Annotated in this window: 20 protein-coding genes; 8 read left to right on the forward strand and 12 right to left on the reverse strand. The window is 65.7% G+C overall.

Annotation, left to right across the window (positions count from 1 at the left end):
* Positions 1-45 precede the first annotated feature (45 nt).
* The 3 genes from mreD to LJ656_RS12490 all read right to left on the reverse strand — a co-directional run bounded on the left by mreD (position 46) and on the right by LJ656_RS12490 (position 2,961).
* Positions 46-558 (reverse strand): rod shape-determining protein MreD, encoded by a 513-nt coding sequence (gene mreD / locus LJ656_RS12480; protein WP_230509714.1) that lies wholly within the window; start codon positions 556-558, stop codon positions 46-48.
* Complete coding sequence (gene mreC, locus LJ656_RS12485) at positions 555-1,763, reverse strand: rod shape-determining protein MreC (RefSeq protein ID WP_230509715.1); 1,209 nt, start codon at positions 1,761-1,763, stop codon at positions 555-557. The genes mreD and mreC overlap by 4 nt, the downstream gene beginning before the upstream one ends.
* 154 nt (positions 1,764-1,917) lie before the next feature.
* On the reverse strand, positions 1,918-2,961 hold the full coding sequence (locus LJ656_RS12490; protein ID WP_004189550.1) for a rod shape-determining protein: 1,044 nt from the start codon (positions 2,959-2,961) through the stop codon (positions 1,918-1,920).
* 386 nt (positions 2,962-3,347) lie between these two features.
* Here LJ656_RS12490 and gatC point away from each other — a divergent pair, with 386 nt between their 5' ends.
* The 5 genes from gatC to LJ656_RS12515 all read left to right on the forward strand — a co-directional run bounded on the left by gatC (position 3,348) and on the right by LJ656_RS12515 (position 8,592).
* Positions 3,348-3,647 carry an Asp-tRNA(Asn)/Glu-tRNA(Gln) amidotransferase subunit GatC gene (gatC, locus tag LJ656_RS12495; RefSeq protein ID WP_230509805.1) on the forward strand — a complete coding sequence of 100 codons (300 nt, stop codon included), beginning with the start codon at positions 3,348-3,350 and terminating at the stop codon, positions 3,645-3,647.
* Between the two features lie 150 nt (positions 3,648-3,797).
* Positions 3,798-5,294, forward strand: coding sequence for an Asp-tRNA(Asn)/Glu-tRNA(Gln) amidotransferase subunit GatA (gatA, locus tag LJ656_RS12500; RefSeq protein WP_230509716.1), 1,497 nt, complete (start codon positions 3,798-3,800; stop codon positions 5,292-5,294).
* Positions 5,295-5,299: 5 nt separating this feature from the next.
* The gene (gene gatB, locus LJ656_RS12505) at positions 5,300-6,775 is read left to right on the forward strand and encodes an Asp-tRNA(Asn)/Glu-tRNA(Gln) amidotransferase subunit GatB (RefSeq protein WP_230509717.1); all 1,476 of its coding nucleotides are present in this window, start codon (positions 5,300-5,302) and stop codon (positions 6,773-6,775) included.
* 145 nt (positions 6,776-6,920) lie between these two features.
* A complete protein-coding gene (locus tag LJ656_RS12510; protein ID WP_230509718.1) occupies positions 6,921-7,760 on the forward strand; it encodes a PPK2 family polyphosphate kinase in 840 nt (279 codons plus the stop codon).
* Between the two features lie 52 nt (positions 7,761-7,812).
* Positions 7,813-8,592: an exodeoxyribonuclease III gene (locus LJ656_RS12515; RefSeq protein ID WP_230509719.1), complete on the forward strand. Its 780-nt coding sequence runs from the start codon at positions 7,813-7,815 to the stop codon at positions 8,590-8,592.
* A 78-nt stretch (positions 8,593-8,670) separates the two neighbouring features.
* Here LJ656_RS12515 and LJ656_RS12520 read toward each other — a convergent pair whose 3' ends face one another.
* The 7 genes from LJ656_RS12520 to argB form a co-directional block, all read right to left on the reverse strand.
* Positions 8,671-9,999: a M48 family metallopeptidase gene (locus LJ656_RS12520; RefSeq protein ID WP_230509806.1), complete on the reverse strand. Its 1,329-nt coding sequence runs from the start codon at positions 9,997-9,999 to the stop codon at positions 8,671-8,673.
* Between the two features lie 2 nt (positions 10,000-10,001).
* Positions 10,002-11,396, reverse strand: a complete 1,395-nt coding sequence (locus tag LJ656_RS12525) for an AmpG family muropeptide MFS transporter (protein WP_230509720.1) — start codon at positions 11,394-11,396, stop codon at positions 10,002-10,004.
* A gap of 14 nt (positions 11,397-11,410) precedes the next feature.
* Positions 11,411-12,019, reverse strand: a complete 609-nt coding sequence (gene metW / locus LJ656_RS12530) for a methionine biosynthesis protein MetW (RefSeq protein ID WP_075294842.1) — start codon at positions 12,017-12,019, stop codon at positions 11,411-11,413.
* Positions 12,016-13,161, reverse strand: a complete 1,146-nt coding sequence (gene metX / locus LJ656_RS12535; protein WP_230509721.1) for a homoserine O-succinyltransferase MetX — start codon at positions 13,159-13,161, stop codon at positions 12,016-12,018. The genes metW and metX overlap by 4 nt, the downstream gene beginning before the upstream one ends.
* A 286-nt stretch (positions 13,162-13,447) precedes the next feature.
* Positions 13,448-14,230: a nucleoid occlusion factor SlmA gene (slmA, locus tag LJ656_RS12540; RefSeq protein ID WP_230509722.1), complete on the reverse strand. Its 783-nt coding sequence runs from the start codon at positions 14,228-14,230 to the stop codon at positions 13,448-13,450.
* 41 nt (positions 14,231-14,271) lie between these two features.
* The gene (locus LJ656_RS12545; protein WP_230509723.1) at positions 14,272-15,039 is read right to left on the reverse strand and encodes a pyrimidine 5'-nucleotidase; all 768 of its coding nucleotides are present in this window, start codon (positions 15,037-15,039) and stop codon (positions 14,272-14,274) included.
* A gap of 114 nt (positions 15,040-15,153) precedes the next feature.
* On the reverse strand, positions 15,154-16,053 hold the full coding sequence (argB, locus tag LJ656_RS12550; RefSeq protein WP_075294846.1) for an acetylglutamate kinase: 900 nt from the start codon (positions 16,051-16,053) through the stop codon (positions 15,154-15,156).
* Positions 16,054-16,326: 273 nt separating this feature from the next.
* On the opposite strand from argB, the gene LJ656_RS12555 reads away from it, so the two are divergent.
* Positions 16,327-16,551, forward strand: a complete 225-nt coding sequence (locus LJ656_RS12555; protein ID WP_230509724.1) for a cysteine-rich CWC family protein — start codon at positions 16,327-16,329, stop codon at positions 16,549-16,551.
* Between the two features lie 46 nt (positions 16,552-16,597).
* Here the strand turns inward: LJ656_RS12555 and LJ656_RS12560 are convergent, their stop codons facing one another.
* A complete protein-coding gene (locus LJ656_RS12560) occupies positions 16,598-18,244 on the reverse strand; it encodes a tetratricopeptide repeat-containing glycosyltransferase family protein (protein WP_230509807.1) in 1,647 nt (548 codons plus the stop codon).
* Positions 18,245-18,364: 120 nt separating this feature from the next.
* Between LJ656_RS12560 and LJ656_RS12565 the strand changes: the two genes are divergently transcribed.
* The gene (locus tag LJ656_RS12565) at positions 18,365-19,672 is read left to right on the forward strand and encodes an ATP-binding protein (protein ID WP_230509725.1); all 1,308 of its coding nucleotides are present in this window, start codon (positions 18,365-18,367) and stop codon (positions 19,670-19,672) included.
* Complete coding sequence (locus LJ656_RS12570) at positions 19,669-20,211, forward strand: response regulator transcription factor (protein ID WP_230509726.1); 543 nt, start codon at positions 19,669-19,671, stop codon at positions 20,209-20,211. The genes LJ656_RS12565 and LJ656_RS12570 overlap by 4 nt, the downstream gene beginning before the upstream one ends.
* A 115-nt stretch (positions 20,212-20,326) precedes the next feature.
* Here LJ656_RS12570 and hslU read toward each other — a convergent pair whose 3' ends face one another.
* Complete coding sequence (gene hslU, locus LJ656_RS12575; RefSeq protein WP_230509727.1) at positions 20,327-21,673, reverse strand: ATP-dependent protease ATPase subunit HslU; 1,347 nt, start codon at positions 21,671-21,673, stop codon at positions 20,327-20,329.
* Positions 21,674-21,678: the final 5 nt, after the last annotated feature.

The following is a 21,678-nucleotide window of genomic DNA, read 5'->3' on the forward strand; positions in this document are numbered from 1 at the left end:
TCGCGACGCAGCGGCCGGCGGGCCCGAGGCGGGATCAAATCGGCGTCAGATCGGTCGGGTGTCGTCGGGGTCGGCCGGGCGGCGTTGCGGCATCAACAGCAGGATGCTCGCGACCGGCCACAGCGCGGCTTCGACGAAACCGTCGATCAGGTAACTCCAGCCCGGAAACGCGGCGCCGGTCAGCAGGCGGATCACGAACGGCACCAGCTGCGCGACGACCAGCAGCGGCATCACCGCGAACGTTTGCACGCCGAGCGACATCCACAGCACGCGGCGGTGAATCGTGATCGCGCCGTACGACAGCAGCGTGTACGCGAGCGCGTGCTCGCCGAGCAGGCTGGCGTTATGCACGTCCATCAACAGGCCGAGGAAAAACGCGATGCCCATGCCGACCTTGCGCGGCTGATGCACATTCCAGAACAGCAGCACCAGCGCGACGAAGTCGGGCACGCCGGCCAGACGCCCCCACGGCATCAGGTTCAGCAGGAACGCGGCGGCGAGGCTGAAGGTGATGAAGTACGGGTTGACCGGTTGCAGGATGTATTGCGGGCGGTTCATGGCTGAGCCCCCGGCGCGGTTTGCGGCTTCGCGGTTTCGGTGGCGGCGGGTTTGTCAGCCTGCTTCGCGGCTTTCTTTTCGGCGGACTTCTTTTCCGCCGCGGCTTTGGCCGGAGCCTTTTCCGCGCCCTTGCCGGCGGCGGGTTTTTCGGCCGCGGTTTTGCCGGTGGCGGGCTTGTCGGCGGCCGGCTTTTCGCCTGGCTTGGCCGCGGCTTTGTCGGCCGCTTTGTCGGCCGGCTTGTCAGCCGCTTTTTCACCCGCCTTGGCGGCGGACTTGTCCGCCGCGCCCTTTGCGTCGGCGGTCTTGCCCTTCTTTTTGGCTTCCTTCGCGGCCGTCGCCGGATCGGGCTCGTCGGCCGGACGCGGCGGCACGTCGCTCACCACATGCAGCACCAGCAACTGGCGCGCACCGCGCACCTCCGCGACCGGCAGGCAGATCACCCGCGCGAACGCGGTATCGGCCTGCTTGTCGACGCGCACGACTTTCGCGACCGGCAGCCCCGGCGGATACACACCGTCCAGTCCACTGGTGACGAGTTCGTCGCCTGCCTGGACGTCGGCGCTGATCGGCACGAAGCGCAGATCGAGCGTGTCGCCCTTCGGCGTGCCGTAGATCACGCTGCGCAAGCCGGTGCGCAGGATTTCGACCGGCACCGCCTGGTCCTTGTCGGTGAGCAGCGTGACTTCGGCCTGCAACGGGAACACCCGGGTGATCTGGCCGATTACGCCGTCTTCGGTGACGACCGGCGAGCCGTTGCGGATGCCTTGCTGCGCGCCGCGGCCGATCACGACCTTCTGCGTGAACGGGTCGCGCGTGTCGTACTGGATTTCGGCGGGCAGCGATTGCGTGCTCAGCTGTTGCGACAGTTGCAGCAGCGCGCGCAGATGCGCGTTTTCGGCGGCGAGCGACGCGGCGGTATTGGCTTGCTGCGACATCTGCAGATCGCGCGCGCGCAGCTTGTCGTTTTCGCTGCGCAGCGTCGCGCTCGTGACGGCGAGGTCGGCGGCGCCCATGAAGATGTCGCGCGGCACGAGGGCTGCTCGCTGCAACGGATAGAGACCCGCGCCGAGCACGCCGCGGACGATTTCGAGCGTCTGGAAGCGGGCATCGGAAATCAGCAGGGCAAGCGCCAGCACGACGAAGAACACCAGTCGTGCGAGAGCGGAGGGGCCTTGCTTGAACAGGGGCGGCGGACTGTATTCCATGGTCGGCGCCGGGGGCGTATGCGATTGGGTGAAACGGCGGCGCGTGAGGCGCGCGCGCTCAGCGCGCAGCGGCTGGATGGTCCAGCCAACGACAAAGCGGCCCGCAAGGGGCCGTGTGCCAGATCCGCGCTACTGACATGAGAGAAAAGCTCGCTTACTCGTACGAGAAGATGCTGCCGAGCTTGTCCATGCGCTCGAGGGCCATGCCCGAGCCGCGGACGACGCAGGTCAGCGGGTCTTCGGCGACGAGCACCGGCAGGCCGGTTTCTTCGGCGAGCAGACGGTCCAGATCGCGCAGCAGCGCACCACCGCCGGTCAGCATCATGCCGCGTTCGGCGATGTCGGCGCCGAGTTCCGGCGGCGTCTGTTCGAGCGCGATCTTCACCGACGACACGATCTGGTTCAGCGGATCGGTCAGTGCTTCGAGAATTTCGTTGCTGGAGATCGTGAAGCTGCGCGGAATGCCTTCCGACAGATTGCGGCCCTTCACTTCCATTTCCTTGACTTCGGAGCCCGGGAACGCGGAGCCGATTTCCTTCTTGATGGCTTCGGCGGTCTGTTCGCCGATCAGCATCCCGTAGTTGCGGCGGATGTAGTTGACGATCGCTTCGTCGAACTTGTCGCCGCCGACGCGCACCGAACCCTTGTAGACGATACCGCCCAGCGAGATCACGCCGACTTCGGTCGTGCCGCCGCCGATGTCGACGACCATCGAACCGGTTGCTTCCGAAACCGGCAGGCCCGCGCCGATCGCGGCGGCCATCGGTTCCTCGATCAGATAGACCTGCGAAGCACCGGCGCCATGCGCGGCTTCTTTAATGGCGCGACGCTCGACCTGGGTCGAACCGCACGGCACGCAGATGATGATGCGCGGCGACGGCGAAAACATGCGCGATTCGTGAGCAGTCTTGATGAACTGCTTGATCATCTGTTCGGTGACGGTGAAGTCGGCGATCACGCCGTCTTTCATCGGGCGGATCGCCTCGATGTTACCCGGCACCTTGCCGAGCATCTGTTTGGCTTCCTTACCGACGGCCTGGATGGTTTTCTTGCCATTGGGCCCGCCTTCCTGGCGGATCGACACGACCGACGGTTCGTCGAGAACGATGCCCTTGCCGCGCATGTAGATAAGCGTGTTGGCGGTGCCGAGGTCAATCGCCAGATCGTTGGAGAAGTAGCTGCGCAAAAAACCGAACATTCAAAATCCTGTCTCGCTGGGGGCCGGGCCTCGCACCGTATGCGTAGGGCGGCAGCGGAAAAATAACAGCCTCAACCGGGCGAAGCGCGCCACAGGAGCTTGAAGCTGCGGGGGAGTCTACCGGAGGCGGTGGCTAAGCCAGGTCGGAAAAGCGCCGGACCGTTCTGGGGAATTGTCCGCAATCGTCCGTAAGGCCCTGGTAAGTCGGTCCGGGTTTGGGTCGAACGCGTAATGATACCTTATAATTTTGGATGTTTTGCAGGAAACGGCTGGCACTTTTTGCCACCAACGGCCCCGTTCCGGGGGCCGCCTTCCTGCGTCGTAACCTGCTGTCGCAGCGTCGTTTTTTCCTGTTGCGGCGGCCCACCACAATTTCCGGTGACCGCATGGCTCTGACCCTGACCGATGTCAAACGCATCGCGCATCTCGCGCGGCTAGAACTGGCCGACGCCGACGCCGAACACACCCTCACCCAGCTCAATGATTTCTTCGGCCTCGTCGAGCAGATGCAGGCCGTCGACACCACCGGCATCGCGCCGCTGGCTCATCCGATCGAGCAGATCGAAGACGTCGCGCTGCGTCTGCGCGACGACGCGGTGACCGAGACGGTCGCGCGCGAGGCTTATCAAAAACCAGCGCCGGCCGTGCAGGACGGCCTGTATCTCGTGCCGAAGGTGATCGAATAAGACCCGCCGGGCAGGCCCCGGCCCGGCCGCGGTCCGCCGCGCGCGTTTGCGCCGCGGACCGCGGGTCGCGCCGCGCGAGCCTGCCGGCAGGCAACCGAACGCCTCCACGGCAGCGTGACCGCGCTGCCGCGCTTTCCAGGATAAAACGCAATGCATGAAAAAAGTCTGACCGAACTGCGCGCCGCGCTCGCGGCCAAGGAATGCTCCGCAGTCGAACTGGCGCAGTCGTACCTGAAGCGGATCGACGCGGCCAAAAGCCTGAACGCGTTCATCCAGGTCGATCCCGAACTGACGCTGGCGCAGGCCAAAGCCGCCGACGCGCTGCTGCACACCGGCCACGCCGGCCCGCTGGTCGGCCTGCCGATCGCCCACAAGGACGTGTTCGTGACCAGGGGCTGGCGCTCCACCGCCGGCTCGAAGATGCTCGCGAACTACGAAAGTCCGTTCGACGCGACCGTGGTCGCGCGTCTGCAGACCGCCGGCATGGTGTGCGTGGGCAAGACCAATATGGATGAATTCGCGATGGGTTCGTCCAACGAGAATTCGTACTTCGGCGCGGTGCAGAACCCGTGGGACGTGAAAGCGGTGCCCGGCGGTTCGTCGGGCGGCTCGGCGGCGGCGGTGGCCGCGCGTCTCGCGCCGGCCGCGACCGGCACCGACACCGGCGGCTCGATCCGCCAGCCGGCATCGTTCTCGGGCATCACCGGGATCAAGCCGACCTACGGTCGGGTGTCGCGTTACGGGATGATCGCGTTCGCGTCGTCGCTGGATCAGGGCGGCCCGATGGCGCAAAGCGCCGCCGACTGCGCGACGCTGCTCAACGCGATGGCCGGTTTCGACGAGCGCGATTCCACCAGCCTCGAGCGCGAGAACGAAGACTACACACGCTACCTCGGCCAGCCGTGGCAAGCGGATACCGCGGGCAACGCGGGCAAGCCGCTCGCCGGCCTGCGCATCGGCCTGCCGAAGGAATACTTCGGCGCCGGTCTCGCCGACGACGTGCGCGCGTCGATCGACGCCGCTCTGAAGCAGTACGAAGCGCTCGGCGCGACGCTGGTCGAAGTCTCGCTGCCGAAAACCGAACTGTCGATTCCGGTCTACTACGTGATCGCGCCGGCGGAAGCATCGTCGAACCTGTCGCGGTTCGACGGCGTGCGCTTCGGCCATCGCGCGGCCGAGTACCGCGATCTGCTCGACATGTACAAGAAGTCGCGCGCCGAAGGCTTCGGCCCGGAAGTGAAGCGCCGCATTCTGGTCGGTGCGTACGTGCTGTCGCACGGTTACTACGACGCGTACTACCTGCAGGCGCAGAAGATCCGCCGCATCATCGCGCAGGACTTCCAGCAAGCGTTCAAGCAGTGCGACGTGATCATGGGACCGGTCGCGCCGTCGGTGGCGTGGGACCTCGGCGCAAAGGGCGATGATCCGGTGCAGATGTATCTGGCCGACATCTACACGCTGTCGGTGAGCCTCGCCGGCCTGCCGGGCATGAGCGTGCCGTGCGGCTTCGGCGCCGGCGCGAACGCGCAGCGCCCGGTCGGTCTGCAGATCATCGGCAACTATTTCAATGAAGCCCGGATGCTGCAGGTGGCCGACGCGTTCCAGCGCGTGACCCAGTTCCACCGTCAGGCACCGGCAGGAGTGTGAGCACCATGACCAAACAATGGGAAGTCGTGATCGGTCTGGAGACCCACACGCAGCTGTCGACTCAGTCGAAGATTTTCTCGGGCACCGCCACCCGGTTCGGCGCCGCGCCGAACACCCAGGCGAGCCCCGTCGATCTGGCCTTGCCGGGCACGCTGCCGGTGATGAACCGCGGCGCGGTCGAGCGCGCGATCCAGTTCGGCCTCGCGATCGGCGCGACCGTCGCGCCGCGCAGCATCTTCGCGCGCAAGAATTATTTCTACCCCGATCTGCCGAAGGGCTATCAGATCAGCCAGTACGAAATCCCGGTCGTGCAGGGCGGTCAACTGACGATCCAGGTGCCGGCCAATGAAAAAGCCGGCAAGGAAGCGTACGAGAAGACCATCAATCTGACCCGCGCGCACCTCGAGGAAGACGCCGGCAAGTCGCTGCACGAAGACTTCGCGGGCATGACCGGCATCGACCTGAATCGCGCCGGCACGCCGCTGCTCGAAATCGTCACCGAGCCGGAAATGCGCAGCGCGGCCGAGGCGGTCGCCTACGCGAAGTCGCTGCACACGCTGGTCGTGTGGCTCGGCATCTGCGACGGCAACATGCAGGAAGGCTCGTTCCGTTGCGACGCGAACGTGTCGGTGCGGCCGGTCGGGCAGAAGGAATTCGGCACCCGCGCCGAGATCAAGAACCTGAACTCGTTCCGCTTCCTCGAAGAGGCGATCCAGTACGAAGTGCGTCGTCAGATCGAGCTGATCGAAGACGGCGGCACCGTCGTGCAGGAAACCCGCCTGTACGATCCGGACAAGCGCGAAACGCGCTCGATGCGCAGCAAGGAAGACGCGCACGACTACCGCTATTTCCCGGATCCGGACCTGATGCCGCTCGTGATCGACGCTGCATGGGTCGAGCGCGTGAAGAGCGGGATGCCGGAACTGCCGGCGGCGATCCAGCAGCGTTTCGTGTCGCAGTACGGTTTGACGCCGTACGACGCGAACGTGCTGACCGCCAGCAAGGCGAGCGCCGCGTACTTCGAGGCGGTGGTCGCGAAGACCGGCGCGGCGAACGCGAAGGTCGCGGCGAACTGGGTGATGGGCGAAGTGTCCTCGCAACTGAATCGCGAAGGCCTCGACATCGCCGAGTGCCCGGTGTCGGCCGCGCAGCTCGCGCTGCTGCTGCAACGTATCGCCGACGGCACGATCTCGAACAAGATCGCCAAGGAAATTTTCCTCGCGATCTGGGAAGAGAAGGCCACCGACGAAGCCGCCGCCGACCGCATCATCGACGCGAAGGGTCTGAAGCAGATCTCCGATAGCGGCGCGCTCGAAGCGATCCTCGACGAGGTGCTCGCCGCGAACCAGAAATCGGTCGACGAATATCGCGCCGGCAAGGAAAAGGCGTTCAACGCGCTGATCGGTCAGGCGATGAAGGCGACCAAGGGCAAGGCGAACCCGGCTCAGGTCAACGAATTGCTAAAGAAAAAGCTGTCCTGATTCAAGTTGGATCTACCCAGGCCGGGCGCGAGCGTCCGCTCTACGACGGGCTGTTGCCGGACTGAAAGCAGGGCAACGGCCCGTTTTGTTTGGCGGTTTCGAATCTGCTTAGAACCTCGATCAGTACTCAACAGGGAGCGTGCGCATGGCGAAGCAAGCCGATCTCGACGATTTCCGCGTGCCGTATTTCGACGGCGGCAAGAAGAACAACCGCTTCTCGCTCGACGAATTCGATCCCGCCGCAAAGCCGTTTTCGTCCGGCTCGAAAGACACCGACCGCGCGCGGCTGTCCGAAATCGGAATGCAGCTCGACAATCTGCAGGAGCGACTGCACGCGCAACGCCGGCGCCGCGTGCTGCTGGTGCTGCAAGGGATGGACACCAGCGGCAAGGACGGCACGATCCGCGCGGTGTTTCACGAAGTCGATCCGCTCGGCTTGCGGATCGTCCCGTTCAAGGCGCCGACGCCGGTCGAGCTCGCGCACGACTTTCTGTGGCGCGTGCATTCGCAGGCGCCGGCGGCCGGCGAGCTGACCATCTTCAACCGCAGCCATTACGAAGACCTGCTGGTGCCGACCGTGCTCGGCGAGCTCGATGCCGACGCGTTCCAGCAGCGCTGCTGCCATATCCGGCAGTTCGAGGAGATGCTCGCGTACAGCGGCACGACCATCGTCAAATGCATGCTGCACATCTCGAAGGATGAGCAGCGCGAGCGGTTGCAGGCGCGTATCGACGACCCGAGCAAGCACTGGAAATTCGACCTGGCCGATCTCGAAGCGCGCAAGCAGTGGGACGCGTATCAGTCGGTCTATCGCGATACGCTCGCAGCGACGTCGACCGAGTACGCGCCGTGGTACGTGATTCCGGCCGACTCGAAGACCCATCGCAACGTGATGGTCGGCGAACTGCTGCTGCGCACGCTCGAGGCGCTGAAGCTCGAATATCCGCCCGCGAAGGAATCGCTGAAGGGCGTGAAGGTCGAGTGAACGAGGCCGTGCGCGGCGGCTTCGGAAATCAATTGAACACAAGAGGAACAACATGTTGCGTGTGATTACCGCCAACCTGAACGGCATTCGCGCGGCGGCGAAGAAGGGCTTTTTCGAGTGGTTCGGCGAACAGAAAGCGGACGTGCTGTGCGTGCAGGAAATCAAATGCTCGCAGGACGACATGACGCCGGAATTTCTCGCGCCGCACGATTTCACCGGCTATTTCCAGCATGCGGTGAAAAAGGGCTATAGCGGCGCGGGCGTCTACACCCGTCATGAGCCGGACGAAGTGGTGATCGGTTTCGGCAGCGAGGAATTCGATCCGGAAGGGCGCTATGTCGAGCTGCGCTTCGGCAAGCTGTCGGTGATTTCGGTGTACGTACCGTCGGGTTCGAGCGGCGACGAGCGCCAGCAGGCCAAGTTCCGTTTCATGGACGAGTTCATGCCGCATCTGGCCGAACTCGCGAAAGAGCGCGAAGTGATCGTGTGCGGCGACGTGAACATCGTGCACAAGGAAATCGACATCAAGAACTGGAAGAGCAACCAGAAGAACTCCGGTTGCCTGCCGGAAGAGCGCGCGTGGCTCGACAAGCTGTTCGACGAGGTCGGTTATGTCGACGTGTTCCGCACGCTCGATCAGCGGCCGGAACAGTACACATGGTGGAGCAATCGCGGTCAGGCGTATGCGAAGAACGTCGGGTGGCGGATCGATTATCAGATCGCGACGCCGGGCATCGCCGGCAAGGCGAAGCGCACCGATGTGTTTCGCGACATCAAGTTCAGCGATCACGCGCCGCTGACCGTCGATTACGACCACAAGGTCGGCAAGTAACCGTCACAAGAAGGCGGCGGCGCGGGCACCGCGCCCCTCATGTGAAGCGCCGCCGCCGTTCAGGATCAGAGTTTCCGATCAGTTGCGCGCCGCTTTGCGGGTCGGCCGGCCCATGCCCGCGTAATCGGGCAGTGCGTCGACGCTCTTGCCGATCGCCTTCGCGTACAGCGGCAGCATGTCCGGCAGCCGCTTGATGATGTCCTCGCGACGCGCCGGCGTGTACGGATGCACGTAGATGAAGTTGCCGTCGCGACTGCCGCGCGTGGCTTGCGCGAGTTTGTCCCACAGCGTGACCGCCGCGCGCGGATCGAAGCCGGCGCGCGACGCGATATCGCTGCCAATTACATCGGCTTCGGTTTCGTCGGTGCTTTCGTACTTCATTTCCAGCAGACGCGAGCCGATGCCGAGCGGCGCCATGCCGAGATCGGCGAGCCCGAACAGTTGCGGGATCGTGCCGGACGAATCGAGCTGGCTCGCCTGCAACTGACCGAGCCGCATCCGCGCATGCTCGCGCAACGCATGCGCGATCTCGTGGCCGATCAGCATGCCGAGTTCGTTGTCGTTCAGGCGCACCCGGTCGAGCAGCCCGCTATAGACGACGATCTTGCCGCCCGGCAGGCAGTACATGCGGATGTCGTTCGAGCGCACCACCGCCACTTCCCATTTCCAGCTTTTGGCCCGCTCGTTCCATTTCAGCGAATACGGCACCATCTTGTCGACGCTCGAGCGCACGCGCGTGACGCGCGCGTCGTTATCGGCGTACAGGCGGTTCGCGTGGCTTGCACCGTAGACGATCTGGTTGAATTCGTCGGCGGCCTGCGCCTCGAGCATCGCCGACGGGATCAGGTTGCGAAACACCATGTAGCCGCCATAGCGCAGCTGCGGGCTCACGTAGTACGGCGGCGGAGCGGCGGGCGGCGCGGAAGTCGCGGCCGGGGCCTTCGCGGGAGATGGCGACGTGGAGCCGGGCGCCGGATTCGGCGCTGAAGTGATCGCGCCGCTGCTGCCCGGACCGGCTGAACCCGGCGCGGGCGCGGCCGTGCCGCTGGTCGCGCTGTTGTTCGCACCCGCACCCGCGCTGGGGCCGCCGGAGCTGTTTGTGGCCGGCGTCGCCGAGATTGCGTTTTCGCCGCTGGCGGCGCCGGTTGCGGCCTTGGCCGCCGGCGCGTTGCCGGGCGCGATCGTGCCGGTCGCTGCCGCAGGCGCCGGCGGCGCGGCGACCACCGCGCTGTTGGCCGCGCTGGCAGCCGGAGCCGCGGCGACAAACGTGGCCGCGCGCGCCGGCAGCGCCAGCGCGACGACGCTCGCGCAGCCGAGCCCACACGCCATGTACCGCGCGATCGCGCGCAACTCGCTCGATAGCACGCGAGTCGCCAGGTGACGCCGCGCGCGCGTCGGGAACCGCATCGTCACGACTTGGCCCTCCACGGCGCGATCCGCACCAGCAGCAACATGCCGGGCACCGCGAGCGCGGTACAGATGATGAAATAGTTGAACCAGCCGATCTGCGCGACCACGTAGCCGCTCGCCGCCGACGCGAGCGTGCGCGGCACCGACGCGAGGCTCGTGAACAGCGCGAACTGGGTGGCGGTGTAGCGCGGATCGGTGGTGCTGGCGATATACGCGGTGAACGCGGCCATCGTCAGACCGGTGGTGAAAGTCTCGAAGCCGTAGACCAGCGCGAGCGCGACCGAGCGCGGATCGAGCTGCACGCTCCAGTCGATGCCGGCGAGCGCGAGCAGCTTCGTGGTGCCCTGACTGATGGCCACCGCGATGTCGTAGATCGCGGTGAGCCCGGGCGAATCCGGGCCGAGATGCGCGAGCCACGCGAAGCCGAGCGTCGACACCATCTGCAGCACGCCGAAGATCCACAAGCCGCGGCCGATGCCGATCTTCATCAGCCAGATCCCGCCGACGATCCCGCCCGCGAGACTCGCGCCGAACGCGGTCGTCTTCGCGATCACGCCGATCTGCGTGCGCGAAAAACCGATGTCGAGAAAGAACGAGGTGGACAGCGTGGTCGCCATCGTATCGCCGAGCTTGTACAGAAAGATGAAGCCGAGCACGAAGAGCGCACCGCGCCAGCCGTCGCGCTGAATGAATTCGCGGAACGGTTCGACGATCGCTTCGCGCAGATTCTTCGGCGGTTTGCCGTGCACTTCGGGCTCGCTCACGACCAGCGTCATCAGCACGCCCGGCAGCATGAACGCGCCGGTCACGATGAACACCGTGCTCCACGGCAGATGATCGGACAAAATCAGCGCAAGCGAACCGGGCACCAGCGCCGCGATCTTGTACGCGTTCACGTGTACCGCGTTGCCGAGGCCCTGCTGCGTATCGCTCAGCAGCTCACGCCGGTAAGCGTCGATCACGATGTCGGAACTCGCGCCGAAGAACGCGACCAGCGCGGTGAGCGCGGCGACCGTCCAGATCGATTCGCGCGGCGACACGAAACCGAGCGTCGCGATCGCGCCGGCCACGAGGATCTGCGTGACCAGCATCCAGCCGCGCCGGCGACCCGGCCGCCAGCCCGGCAGCCGCGGCACGTAGCGGTCCATCAGCGGCGCCCACACGAATTTCCACGTGTACGGAAACTGGATCAGCGCGAACAGGCCGATTTCCTTCAGATTGACGCCTTCCGAGCGCAGCCATGCCTGCACCAGATAGACGAGCGTAAATAACGGAAGTCCCGACGTGAAGCCGAGAAACACGCAGATCAGCATGCGCGTATTCAGAAACGCGCGCCAGCCGGGATGTTCTTCGTGAGCGGTAAGTGCGGGCGCCTCGTGCGGCGGGTTCGACATGTGGATAAGTGACGTTAGCTTTGCTTGACGCGATAGACCGCAAGACTACCACGCCAGTTCACGCCCCAACGCACCACCTGGCCGTCGTGCAGCACCACCCGATCGAGAATTTCGATACCGACCTCCGGCGCGAGCGCCTCGAAGTCTTCGATCGTCAGCACGCGCACGTTCGGCGTGTTGTGCCATTGATAAGGCAACGACTTCGACACCGGCATGCGCCCCTTGAGCACCGACAGCCGATGCGCCCAGTAACCGAAGTTCGGGAACGACACGATGCATTCCTTGCCGACCCGCACGGTCTCGCGCAGGATCGCGGCGGTCTGATGAATGGTTTGCAGCGTCTGCGACAGAATCGCGAAATCGAAGCTGCCGTCCTCGAACAGCCGCAGGCCGTCTTCGAGGTTCTGCTGGATCACGTTGATGCCGTTGCGCGTCGAGGCCAGCACGCCGGCGTCGTTGATCTCGATGCCGTAGCCCTGCACCTCGAGTTCTTCTTTCAGCAGCGACAGCAGCGAGCCGTCGCCGCAGCCGAGGTCGAGCACGGTCGAGCGCGGTTCGACCCAGCGGGCGATCGCGCGGAAGTCCGGGCGCGACGCCAGGTAATCAAGTGCTCGCTGGTTCATGCGTTGACCTCGTTGGCAATGCGTTCGTAGTAGGCGCGCAGCAGGTTGTGATAGCGCGCGTCGTCGAGCAGGAAGGCGTCGTGGCCGTGCGGCGCGTCGATCTCCGCGTAGGTGACCGTGCGCTTGTGGTCGAGCAGCGCCTTCACCAGTTCGCGCGAGCGCGCCGGCGCGAAACGCCAGTCGGTCGAGAAGCTCGCGATCAGATACTTTGCGGTGGTGTGCGCGAGCGCGGCGGTCAGATCGCCGTCGAACGCCTTGGCCGGATCGAAATAGTCGAGCGCGCGGGTGATCAGCAGATAGGTGTTCGCGTCGAAGTAGTCGGCGAACTTGTCGCCCTGGTAGCGCAGATACGATTCCACTTCGAACTCGACGTCGAAGTTGAAGTTGTAGTCGTCGAGGGCGCCTTCCGCGCGACGCAGCGAGCGGCCGAATTTCTCGGCCATGTCGTCGTCCGACAGATAGGTGATGTGGCCGATCATCCGCGCGACGCGCAGCCCGCGCCGGGGCTTCACGCCATGCGCGTAGTAGTTGCCGCCATGGAAGTCCGGGTCCGACAGGATCGCCGAACGCGCAACCTCGTTGAACGCGATGTTCTGCGCGGACAGCTTCGGGGTCGACGCGATCACGATGCAATGGCCGACGCGCTCCGGATACATCATGCTCCACGCGAGCGCCTGCATCCCGCCGAGGCTGCCGCCCATCACCGCGGCGAAGCGCTCGATGCCGAACTCGTCGGCCACGCGCGCCTGCGCGTTGACCCAGTCTTCGACGGTGACGACCGGGAAGGCGGCGCCGTACGGCTGGCCGGTCGCCGGATCGATGCTCATCGGCCCGGTCGAACCGAAGCACGAGCCGAGGTTGTTCACGCCGATCACGAAGAACTTATTGGTGTCGAGAGGCTTGCCGGGGCCGACCATGTTGTCCCACCAGCCGACGTCCTTCGGATTGTCGGCATACACGCCCGCCACGTGATGCGACGCGTTGAGCGCGTGGCACACCAGCACCGCATTGCTGCGCGCGGCATTGAGCGTGCCGTAGGTCTCGACCATCAGGTCATAACCGGCGAGCGAAGTACCGTTGCGCAAGCGCAGCGGCTCGGTGAAATGCATTTTCTGGGGAGCGACGATGCCGATGGAGTCCATTCATTCCGCCATTGAGTCAACAGGACGGCTAAACGGCGTCGGCGAGGCACGGAAGGGGAAGCGATGTGCGCGGCTGACGACCTCTTTAGCCGCATTTATAGTGAACCGCCGGCCGTTGGCCTGGGGCTCGCGCGCCCGCAATCGAGTCAGCAAATCGGCGCGTGAAAATTGGATACCGCGGTGGGTACTGCGTGGGTGTTACCGGTGCATCAAGGCGCAAAGTATAGCGGAAAATCCCGCGCGGCAGCGGCGCGGGCGTGGCGCTGTAGGCGCTGCGCGAGCCGTGCTACTGAAGAATCAGCAGCAGTTGCGCGTCCGCGTGTTCGGCGGGCGGACGGGCAAAACCGCTGCGCACGTAGCGATGCCAGCGGCCGATCACGTAGCTCAGCAGCAGGCTCGCGCGCAGCGCGGGATCGTAGCCGGCGGGCAGCGGCGCGGACATCGGGCCGTGGTGCGCGACGGCCGGCGCATCGGGAGCGGCCGGGACTTTGCCGTTGCCGACCTGGACGCTGCCTGCAACGTCGGCGCCGGCAGTTGCCGTCGCCTCCGTCTGCGCAAGCCGCAAACACTGCTTCAACGACGCCTCGACCCGTTCGAGCATCTGGTTCACGCGCTCGGTGAGCCGCTCGTGCTCGCCGACCAGCGCCTCGCAGGTCAGCACCCGCGTCATGCCGGGATTTTTCGCCGGGAAGTTCAGCAGCATCAGCGCGATCGCGCGCGCCTGCAGCACGCCGTTGCTTTCGTGCGCGGTGATCTGGTTGATGAGCCCGAACAGCGTGGTCTCGATGAATTCGATCAGCCCTTCGAACATCTGCGCCTTGCTGGCGAAATGCCGATACAGCGCGGCTTCGGATACACCCAGGCGGGCGGCCAGTGCGGCGGTGGTGATCTTTTCGCTTTTCGGCGCCTCGAGCATCGCGGCGAGCGTTTGCAGGATATGGACGCGGCGCTCGCCCGGCTTCGGGCGCGGCGCGCGGGCGGTGGTCGAGGCGGTGGTAGCGGGCGCGGCGCCGGGCGTCGCGGGGGAGGCTGCGGCTAAGGCTTCGTCAGGCTTGTCGATCGGCTGCATGGCTGTGGTTCCCCGGCTGCTGTCGTTGTCGGCTTGCGTCCCTACTGTCCCGGCTTGCGTCCTTTCCATCGAACCGAGCGGGTGCCCAGTCGTAGCGATTTTAGCGAACGAATGCTGCGGTCGACATAGTGCGGCCGGCCGGTGCCCGGCAGGCGCGTCGGGATTCCGTCCGCGTGCGGCTGGCGCGGCAGATGGCCGGTGATCCACACGGTGCGGATGCCGAGTCGCCGGTAATTCTTCAGATGCGAACGGGTGTCCTCGACGAGGATCGCGTCTTTCAGCGCGACGTGCGCGTCGCGCATCGCGCGGCGCAGCATCGCGTGATCGGGTTTCGCGCGCCATCGGCTGCGATCGCGCATGTGCTCGATCGCGATCACGCGCTCGAACAGCCGCTCGATGCGCAACTCGGCGAGCACTGCCCGCGCATATTTCTCGGGCGCATTGGTGAGCACGATCTTGCGGCCGGGCAACGCGGCGACGAGACGCGCGACGCCGCGTTCACAGCGGATCATCGAACCGAGATCGGGGAAGTCGTGGACGACCTTCAGAAAATCGTCGCCGTCGACCGGGTGATGGCGCGTGAGGCCGAGCAGCGCCGCGCCGTAGCGCTGCGTGTAGCCGGTGCGCAGCCGGTTCGCCTGGTCGATGTCGACCTGTAGCGCGTCGATGATGTATTGCGTCATCCCGCGATTGATCGCCGGGAAGATCGCGTGCGACGCGTGGTGCAGCGTGTTGTCGAGGTCGAACAGCCAGACCGGCTTGCCGCCCGCGATGTCGGGGCGGCGGCGCCGCGAGGTGAGGGTGCGCATGGTGTGGAAGCCTTCAGGCGCTGCGGGGTGTTCGGGTTCGCGCACCCGCCGTGCCCGCGCGTCCGTCATACGCGCCGCGTCGCCGTGGCGTGCATGACGGGTTTGCCGCGTCGCTCAATGCGAGCGGATCATCGTGCCGAACGGCTGTTCGGTCAGAATTTCGAGCAGCACCGAGTGCTCGATGCGGCCGTCGATGATGTGCACCGAGCGCACGCCGCTCTTGGCCGCGTCGAGTGCCGACGAGATTTTCGGCAGCATACCGCCTGAGATCGTGCCGTCCGCGAACAGGCCGTCGATTTCGCGCGCCGACAGATCGGTCAGCAGATTGCCGTCTTTGTCCATCACGCCGGGGATGTTGGTCATCATCACGAGCTTTTCGGCGTTCAGCACGACCGCCAGCTTGCCCGCGACGAGGTCCGCGTTGATGTTGTACGACAGGCCGTCTTCGCCGAAGCCGATCGGCGAGATCACCGGGATGAACGCGTCGTCCTGCAGCGCCTTCACGACCGCCGGATTGATCGACTCGACTTCGCCGACCTGGCCGATGTCGACGTACTGGCCCGGATTGTCGCGATCCGGCATCAGCATCTTGCGCGCGTGGATCAGGCCGCCGTCCTTGCCGGTCAGGCCGACCGCGTGGCCGCCGAAGTGGTTGATCAGCATCACGATGTCCTGCTGCACTTCGCCGCCGAGCACCCATTCGACGACTTCCATCGTCTCTTCGTCGGTGACGCGCATGCCCTGGATGAAGGTGCCCTGCTTGCCGATCTTCTTCAGCGCGCCGTCGATTTGCGGACCGCCGCCGTGCACGATGACCGGGTTGATGCCCACCAGCTTCAGCAGAATCACGTCGCGCGCGAAACCCTGCTTCAGGCGCTCTTCGGTCATGGCGTTGCCGCCGTATTTGATCACCACGGTTTTGCCGTGGTACTGACGGATATAAGGCAGCGCCTCGGCCAGAATTTCGGCTTTCAGGGTGGGCGCAATCTGCGAAAGGTCGGGAAGCTCGGACATGGCGGCAGGCTCGGGCACGGAACAGTTAAAACAGCGCGAATTGTACAGGACTGGCGCGCTGCAACAGGGTTTTCGGCAGCGGTGCGCGCGACTGCCGGAACGCCTCCGGCATGCGTTGCGAGCGCGGGCCTGCCGGGCGCTTGCCGGGCGGGTCGGGCGGCCGGCCTGGCGCGCCGGCGTGACGGCTGTGCATCGGCCGTACGGACGGCTGTGCCGGGCCGCGCGGGCGTGGCATCATTGCCTGACCGATTTCCAGTTCGAGCTTTTCCCACGATGAAAACGTCTTCCACCCGCCCGGCGGGCAGCGCGCGCTGCCCGCGCTGCGGCTGCGCATTCGACTGCGGGATGCGCACCGGGCCGGGTCAGTGCTGGTGCCGCGAGTTGCCGCCGCTGCCGGCCGAACGGCTCGACCCGGCGAGTCCCTGTTTGTGTCCCGGGTGTCTGGCCGCGGAGCTTGCGCGGGTGGCGCAAGGTGGTGCCGGAGCCGGTCCGGTTTAAGCGGCCTGGACGCCATGCACGAGCCGCGGGGCTCCAGCTTCTGGTGCTATGCAGGCTGCTCGCCACGCCGCTGCGCCGCCAGTGCGCGCAGGTCGCGTGCCACCGCCTCCAACGCCGGCGCCCATTGGCCGAAGCGCGGTTGCCGGTAAAGCGTCGCGCTCGGATACCACGGACTGTCGCTGCGTTCGAGCAGCCAGACCCAGTGCGGATTGACGTCGAGCAGCACCCAGCTGCGCTGCCCGAGCGCGCCGCTCAGATGCGCGACCGACGTGCACACGGTGATCACGAGGTCGAGCGCGCTGACCAACGCGGCGGTGTCGTCGAAGCTCGCCAGACTGGCGGTGTGATCGATCATCGGCAGGCCGGCCGCGCGGGCGGCGGCGACGTCGTCGGCCGCGTCGGGCTGCAGCGAGTAGAACGTGACGCCGTCGATCCCGGCGAAATGCCGGGCGTAGCGCTGCCAGCCGACGCTGCGAAACGGATTGCGTTGATGGCCGCGGCTGCCGGTCCATGCGAGGCCGACCTTCAGGCCGGGATCGACGGCGAGGCGCCGGCGCCACGCTTCGCACGCGGCCGGGTCGGCGAACAGATACGGCGACGCGGCCGGAATCGTGTCCTCGCGGGTATCGAAAATCAGCGGCAGGCTCAGCAGTGGAATCTCATAGTCCATCGGCGGCAATGTGTCGACGCCGCCGCCCGCCGAATATTCGTCCACGTGCGCGGCGAGGCTGCGCGCGAGCAGGCCGCCCATCTGCGGGAACGAATTCCACAGCAGCCTGCCGCCGTCGCGATGCACGCGTTCGGCCAGCAGCGGGATATAGCGGCAGAACTGCAGCACGTCGCCCATCCCCTGTTCGCCCCATACCAGCAGCGTCTTGCCCGCGAGCGATTCGCCGCGCCAGGTGGGCGCGGGCAGCACCGGACGATTGCCGCCGAGCTCCTGTGATCCTTCCCAACGCGCTTCGTGCGACGGCCAGCCCTGCGCGTAGTTGCCGCGCACGAGTTGCAGCATGCCGAGGTTCGAGCGCATCGTCGGCGCGTGCGGCGCGAGTTCGCAGGCCGTCGTCGCAGCCTGTTCGGCCTCGTCCCAACGCTGCGCCTCGCGCAGCGTCAGCGCGTAGTTGTTGTAAGCCAGCGGGCTGTGCGGCGCATGCTGCACGGCCTGCGCGCCGGCATGCAGCGCGCGCGGCAGGTCCGGCTTGCGGCGATACGCGTTGGCGAGATTGATCCACGCGTTGCCGTCCTGCGGCGTATCGCGAACCGCGCTTTCGAGTAGCGCGAGTTGTTCGTCCAGCTCGCCGCCGGCGAGCATCAACGCGCTGGCCAGGTTGTTGCGCAACTGCGGCAGCGCCGCATCGAGCGCGAGCGCGCGGCGGTACGGGGCGATCGCATCCGCATGCCGGTTGGCCATCTGCAGCGTGTAACCGACGCGAAAGTGGGCGAGCGCGCTGTGCGGATCGAGCTGCGCGACCAGCTCGGCGAGTTCGATCGCCTGCCCGGCGCGCTGCTGCGCGAGCAGCGTGGCACCGAGCGCATCGAGCGAAGCGGCGTCGAGCGGGTGCAGCCTGGCCGCCGCCTGCAGGCAACTGGCTTCATGCCCGGTCGCGCCGCTGGCGCGCGCGGCCGCGGCGTCGCGCAAACAGCTCAGGAATGCGGACGCAGCGTCGGCGTCGTGATCGGGGGTGGGCTGCATCAACGGGTGGCGCGGCATTATCTTGAAGACAGTCATGTTACCGGCAGCGGGGCTTCGTAGGCCGTAGCCGTTGTCCGAGCGGGTAGACTAAGGTCTGTTTGCATACGGACCCTTCAGGTTATGCATCGGATCACCACGACCGGCCGGGTCAACCTCGGTCATCTGTTCTGGCTGCGCTGCCTCGCGATCATCGGTCAGCTGCTGACGATCGCCTTCGTGCAGATCTTCATCGGCGCGAACCTGCCGTTGCCGGCGATGCTGCTCGTAATCGCACTCGAAGTGCTGTTCAACGCGCTCACGTGGTGGCGCGTGTCGCAGCAGCGGCCCGAGTCGAACATGGAGCTGTTCGGCCAGATCTGGGTCGACCTCGGCGCGTTGTCGGCATTGCTGTTCCTGTCCGGCGGCACCAGCAATCCATTCGTTTCGCTGTACTTGCCATCGCTGGCGATCGCCGCCGCGGTGCTGCCGTGGTATCTGATGGCCTGGCTCGCGGCATTCGCGGTGGCCTGCTACGCAGTGCTCAGCTTCGACTCGGTGCCGCTCAATCTCGATAATCCCGCCAATCTGTTCGAGTACTACCGCGCCGGTATGTGGGTCAACTTCATGGTGAGCGTGGGACTGATCGCGTGGTTCGTTGCGCGCATGTCGAAGGCGCTGCGGCTACGTGACGCAGCGCTCGGAGACGCGCAGCAGCGCTTGCTTCACGACGAACGGGCGGTCGCGCTCGGCGTGCAGGCGGCCACGGTGGCACACGAAATCGGCACGCCTCTGTCTACAATCGCCATGTTGTCCGAGGAATTACGCGATGCGGCGCGCACCGACCCGGGGCTTGCACCGTACAGCGCCGATCTCGAACTGCTCGAACAGCAAATGACCTTGTGCACGTCGGCGCTGGCGCGGTTGCGAAGCCGTGCGAGCACGACGAATCGCCAACTGGTCGACAAGTGGCTCGAATCGTTCGCCGAGCAGTGGCGGTTGCGTCATCCGCACGTGAAGTTCGAGCGGCTGGGTACGCCCCCCGCCGACGTCAGTCTCGACGACACGGTCGCCGTAAGCCAGATCCTGACGATCCTGCTCGACAACGCGGCGCGCGCGAGCCGCGATCACGTGACGCTGTCCTGTGCGCTTGCCGCGCGCGGCGATCAGATCGTGTTTGATGTGTGCGACGCGGGCCCGGGCATTCCGGCCTCGTTGCGCGGCTCGCTCGGTGCGATGCCGGTCGACAGCACCCAGGGCGGCCACGGGGTCGGGCTGTATCTGGCATTTTCGGCGGCGGCGCGTCTCAGGGGATCGATCGAGCTGACCGACGTCAGCGCGGCGCGGCCGCGCGGCACGCGCGCGGTGCTGCGACTGCCGATCGCCGCGCGCACCATTTCCGGAGCGAGCCATCCAGGCGCCGCGCCATCCAACACGGAGAAACAGGCATGAGCGAAAAGAATTTTCTGGTGATCGACGACGACGAAGTGTTCTCCGGCATCCTCGCTCGCGGTTTGACGCGGCGCGGCTATACGGTGAGCGAAGCACACAACGCGGACGAAGCGATCCGGCTCGCGAATCAGCAGAAGTTCAGCGAGATTACCGTCGACCTGCATCTGGGCAACGACTCGGGTCTGACTCTCGTCGCGCCGTTGCGCGATCTGCAGCCCGATGCGCGGATGCTGGTGCTGACCGGTTACGCGAGCATCGCGACCGCGGTGCAGGCGGTCAAGGACGGCGCCGACAACTATCTCGCCAAGCCCGCCAACGTCGAGACGATTCTGTCGGCGCTGCAAAGCGAGGCCAGCGCGCTGCAGGCCGAAGAGGCGCTGGAAAAGCCGCAGCCGCTGTCGGTCGCGCGGCTCGAATGGGAGCATATCCAGCGCGTGCTCGCCGACAACGGCGGCAATATCTCGGCAACCGCGCGCGCGCTGAACATGCATCGGCGGACTTTGCAGCGCAAGCTCGCGAAGCGGCCGGTCAGGCAGTAAGCGGCGCGCGGGCCGCCGCCGGCGCATCGCGCGCTTCGCGTTTCAAGCGGGCCAAAACAGAACGGGCTGCCTTTTGCAAGGCAGCCCGTTTTTTATGCGTCAGCGGCGTGAGCCGTTACAGCACGTAGCGCGACAGATCTTCGTCTTCCGCGACCTCGTTGAGCGCGCGATCGACATACGCCGCATCGACGCGCACCGTGTGGCCCGAATGATTGCCGGCCGAGAACGACACTTCCTCGAGCAGCTTTTCGATCACCGTGTACAGACGCCGCGCGCCGATGTTCTCGGTCTTCTCGTTGACCGAGTAGGCGATTTCGGCGAGCCGGCGAATGCCGTCGTCGGCAAATTCCAGATGCACGTCTTCGGTCGCGAGGAGTGCCTGGTATTGCTTGACGAGGCTCGCGTCGGTCGACACGAGGATCGACTCGAAGTCCTTCACCGACAGCGAATCGAGTTCGACGCGAATCGGGAAACGGCCCTGCAGTTCCGGAATCAGATCGCTCGGCTTCGCGAGATGGAACGCGCCGCTCGCGATGAACAGGATGTGATCGGTCTTCACCATCCCGTACTTGGTATTGATCGTCGTACCTTCGACGAGCGGCAGCAGATCGCGCTGCACGCCCTGACGGGACACCTCGCCGCCGCCGGCTTCGTTGCGCGACGCGATCTTGTCGATCTCGTCGAGGAACACGATGCCGTTCTGCTCGACGTTTTGCACCGCCTTGGTCTTCACCTCTTCGTCGTTCAGCATCTTGCCGGCTTCTTCGTCGGTGAGCACCTTCAGCGCTTCCTTTACCTTCATCTTGCGGCGGGTCTTCTTGCCGCCGCCGATGTTGGCGAACATCGAGCGGATCTGCTCGGTCATGTCTTCCATGCCCGGCGGCCCCATGATGTCCATGCCGACCTGCGGCTGTTCGACGTCGAGTTCGATTTCCTTGTCGTCGAGCTGGCCTTCGCGCAGACGCTTGCGGAACGTCTGACGGGTGGTGCTGCCTTCGTCGGCGGTATCGGCGGCGCTCGAACTGGAACCGAAGCCGACCGGCCGTGCGGTGGGCAGCAGGATGTCGAGGATGCGGTCCTCGGCCAGATCGCCGGCCTTGGTGCGCACTTTGCGCATTTCCGTTTCGCGCGTCTGCTTGACCGAAATCTCGATCAGGTCGCGCACGATGCTGTCGACGTCGCGGCCCACGTAGCCCACTTCCGTGAACTTGGTCGCTTCGATCTTGATGAACGGCGCGTCCGCGAGCTTCGCGAGACGCCGCGCGATTTCGGTTTTGCCGACGCCGGTCGGTCCGATCATCAGGATGTTCTTCGGGGTGATTTCCTGGCGCAGCGGGTCGTCGACCTGCTGACGACGCCAGCGATTGCGCAGCGCAACGGCGACCGCTTTCTTCGCACGGCCTTGGCCGATGATGTGTTTGTCGAGTTCGGAGACGATCTCGGCGGGGGTCATGGTGCTCATCGTGG

The organism is Paraburkholderia sejongensis (assembly GCF_020880815.1).
GTDB classification, from domain to species: domain Bacteria; phylum Pseudomonadota; class Gammaproteobacteria; order Burkholderiales; family Burkholderiaceae; genus Paraburkholderia; species Paraburkholderia sejongensis.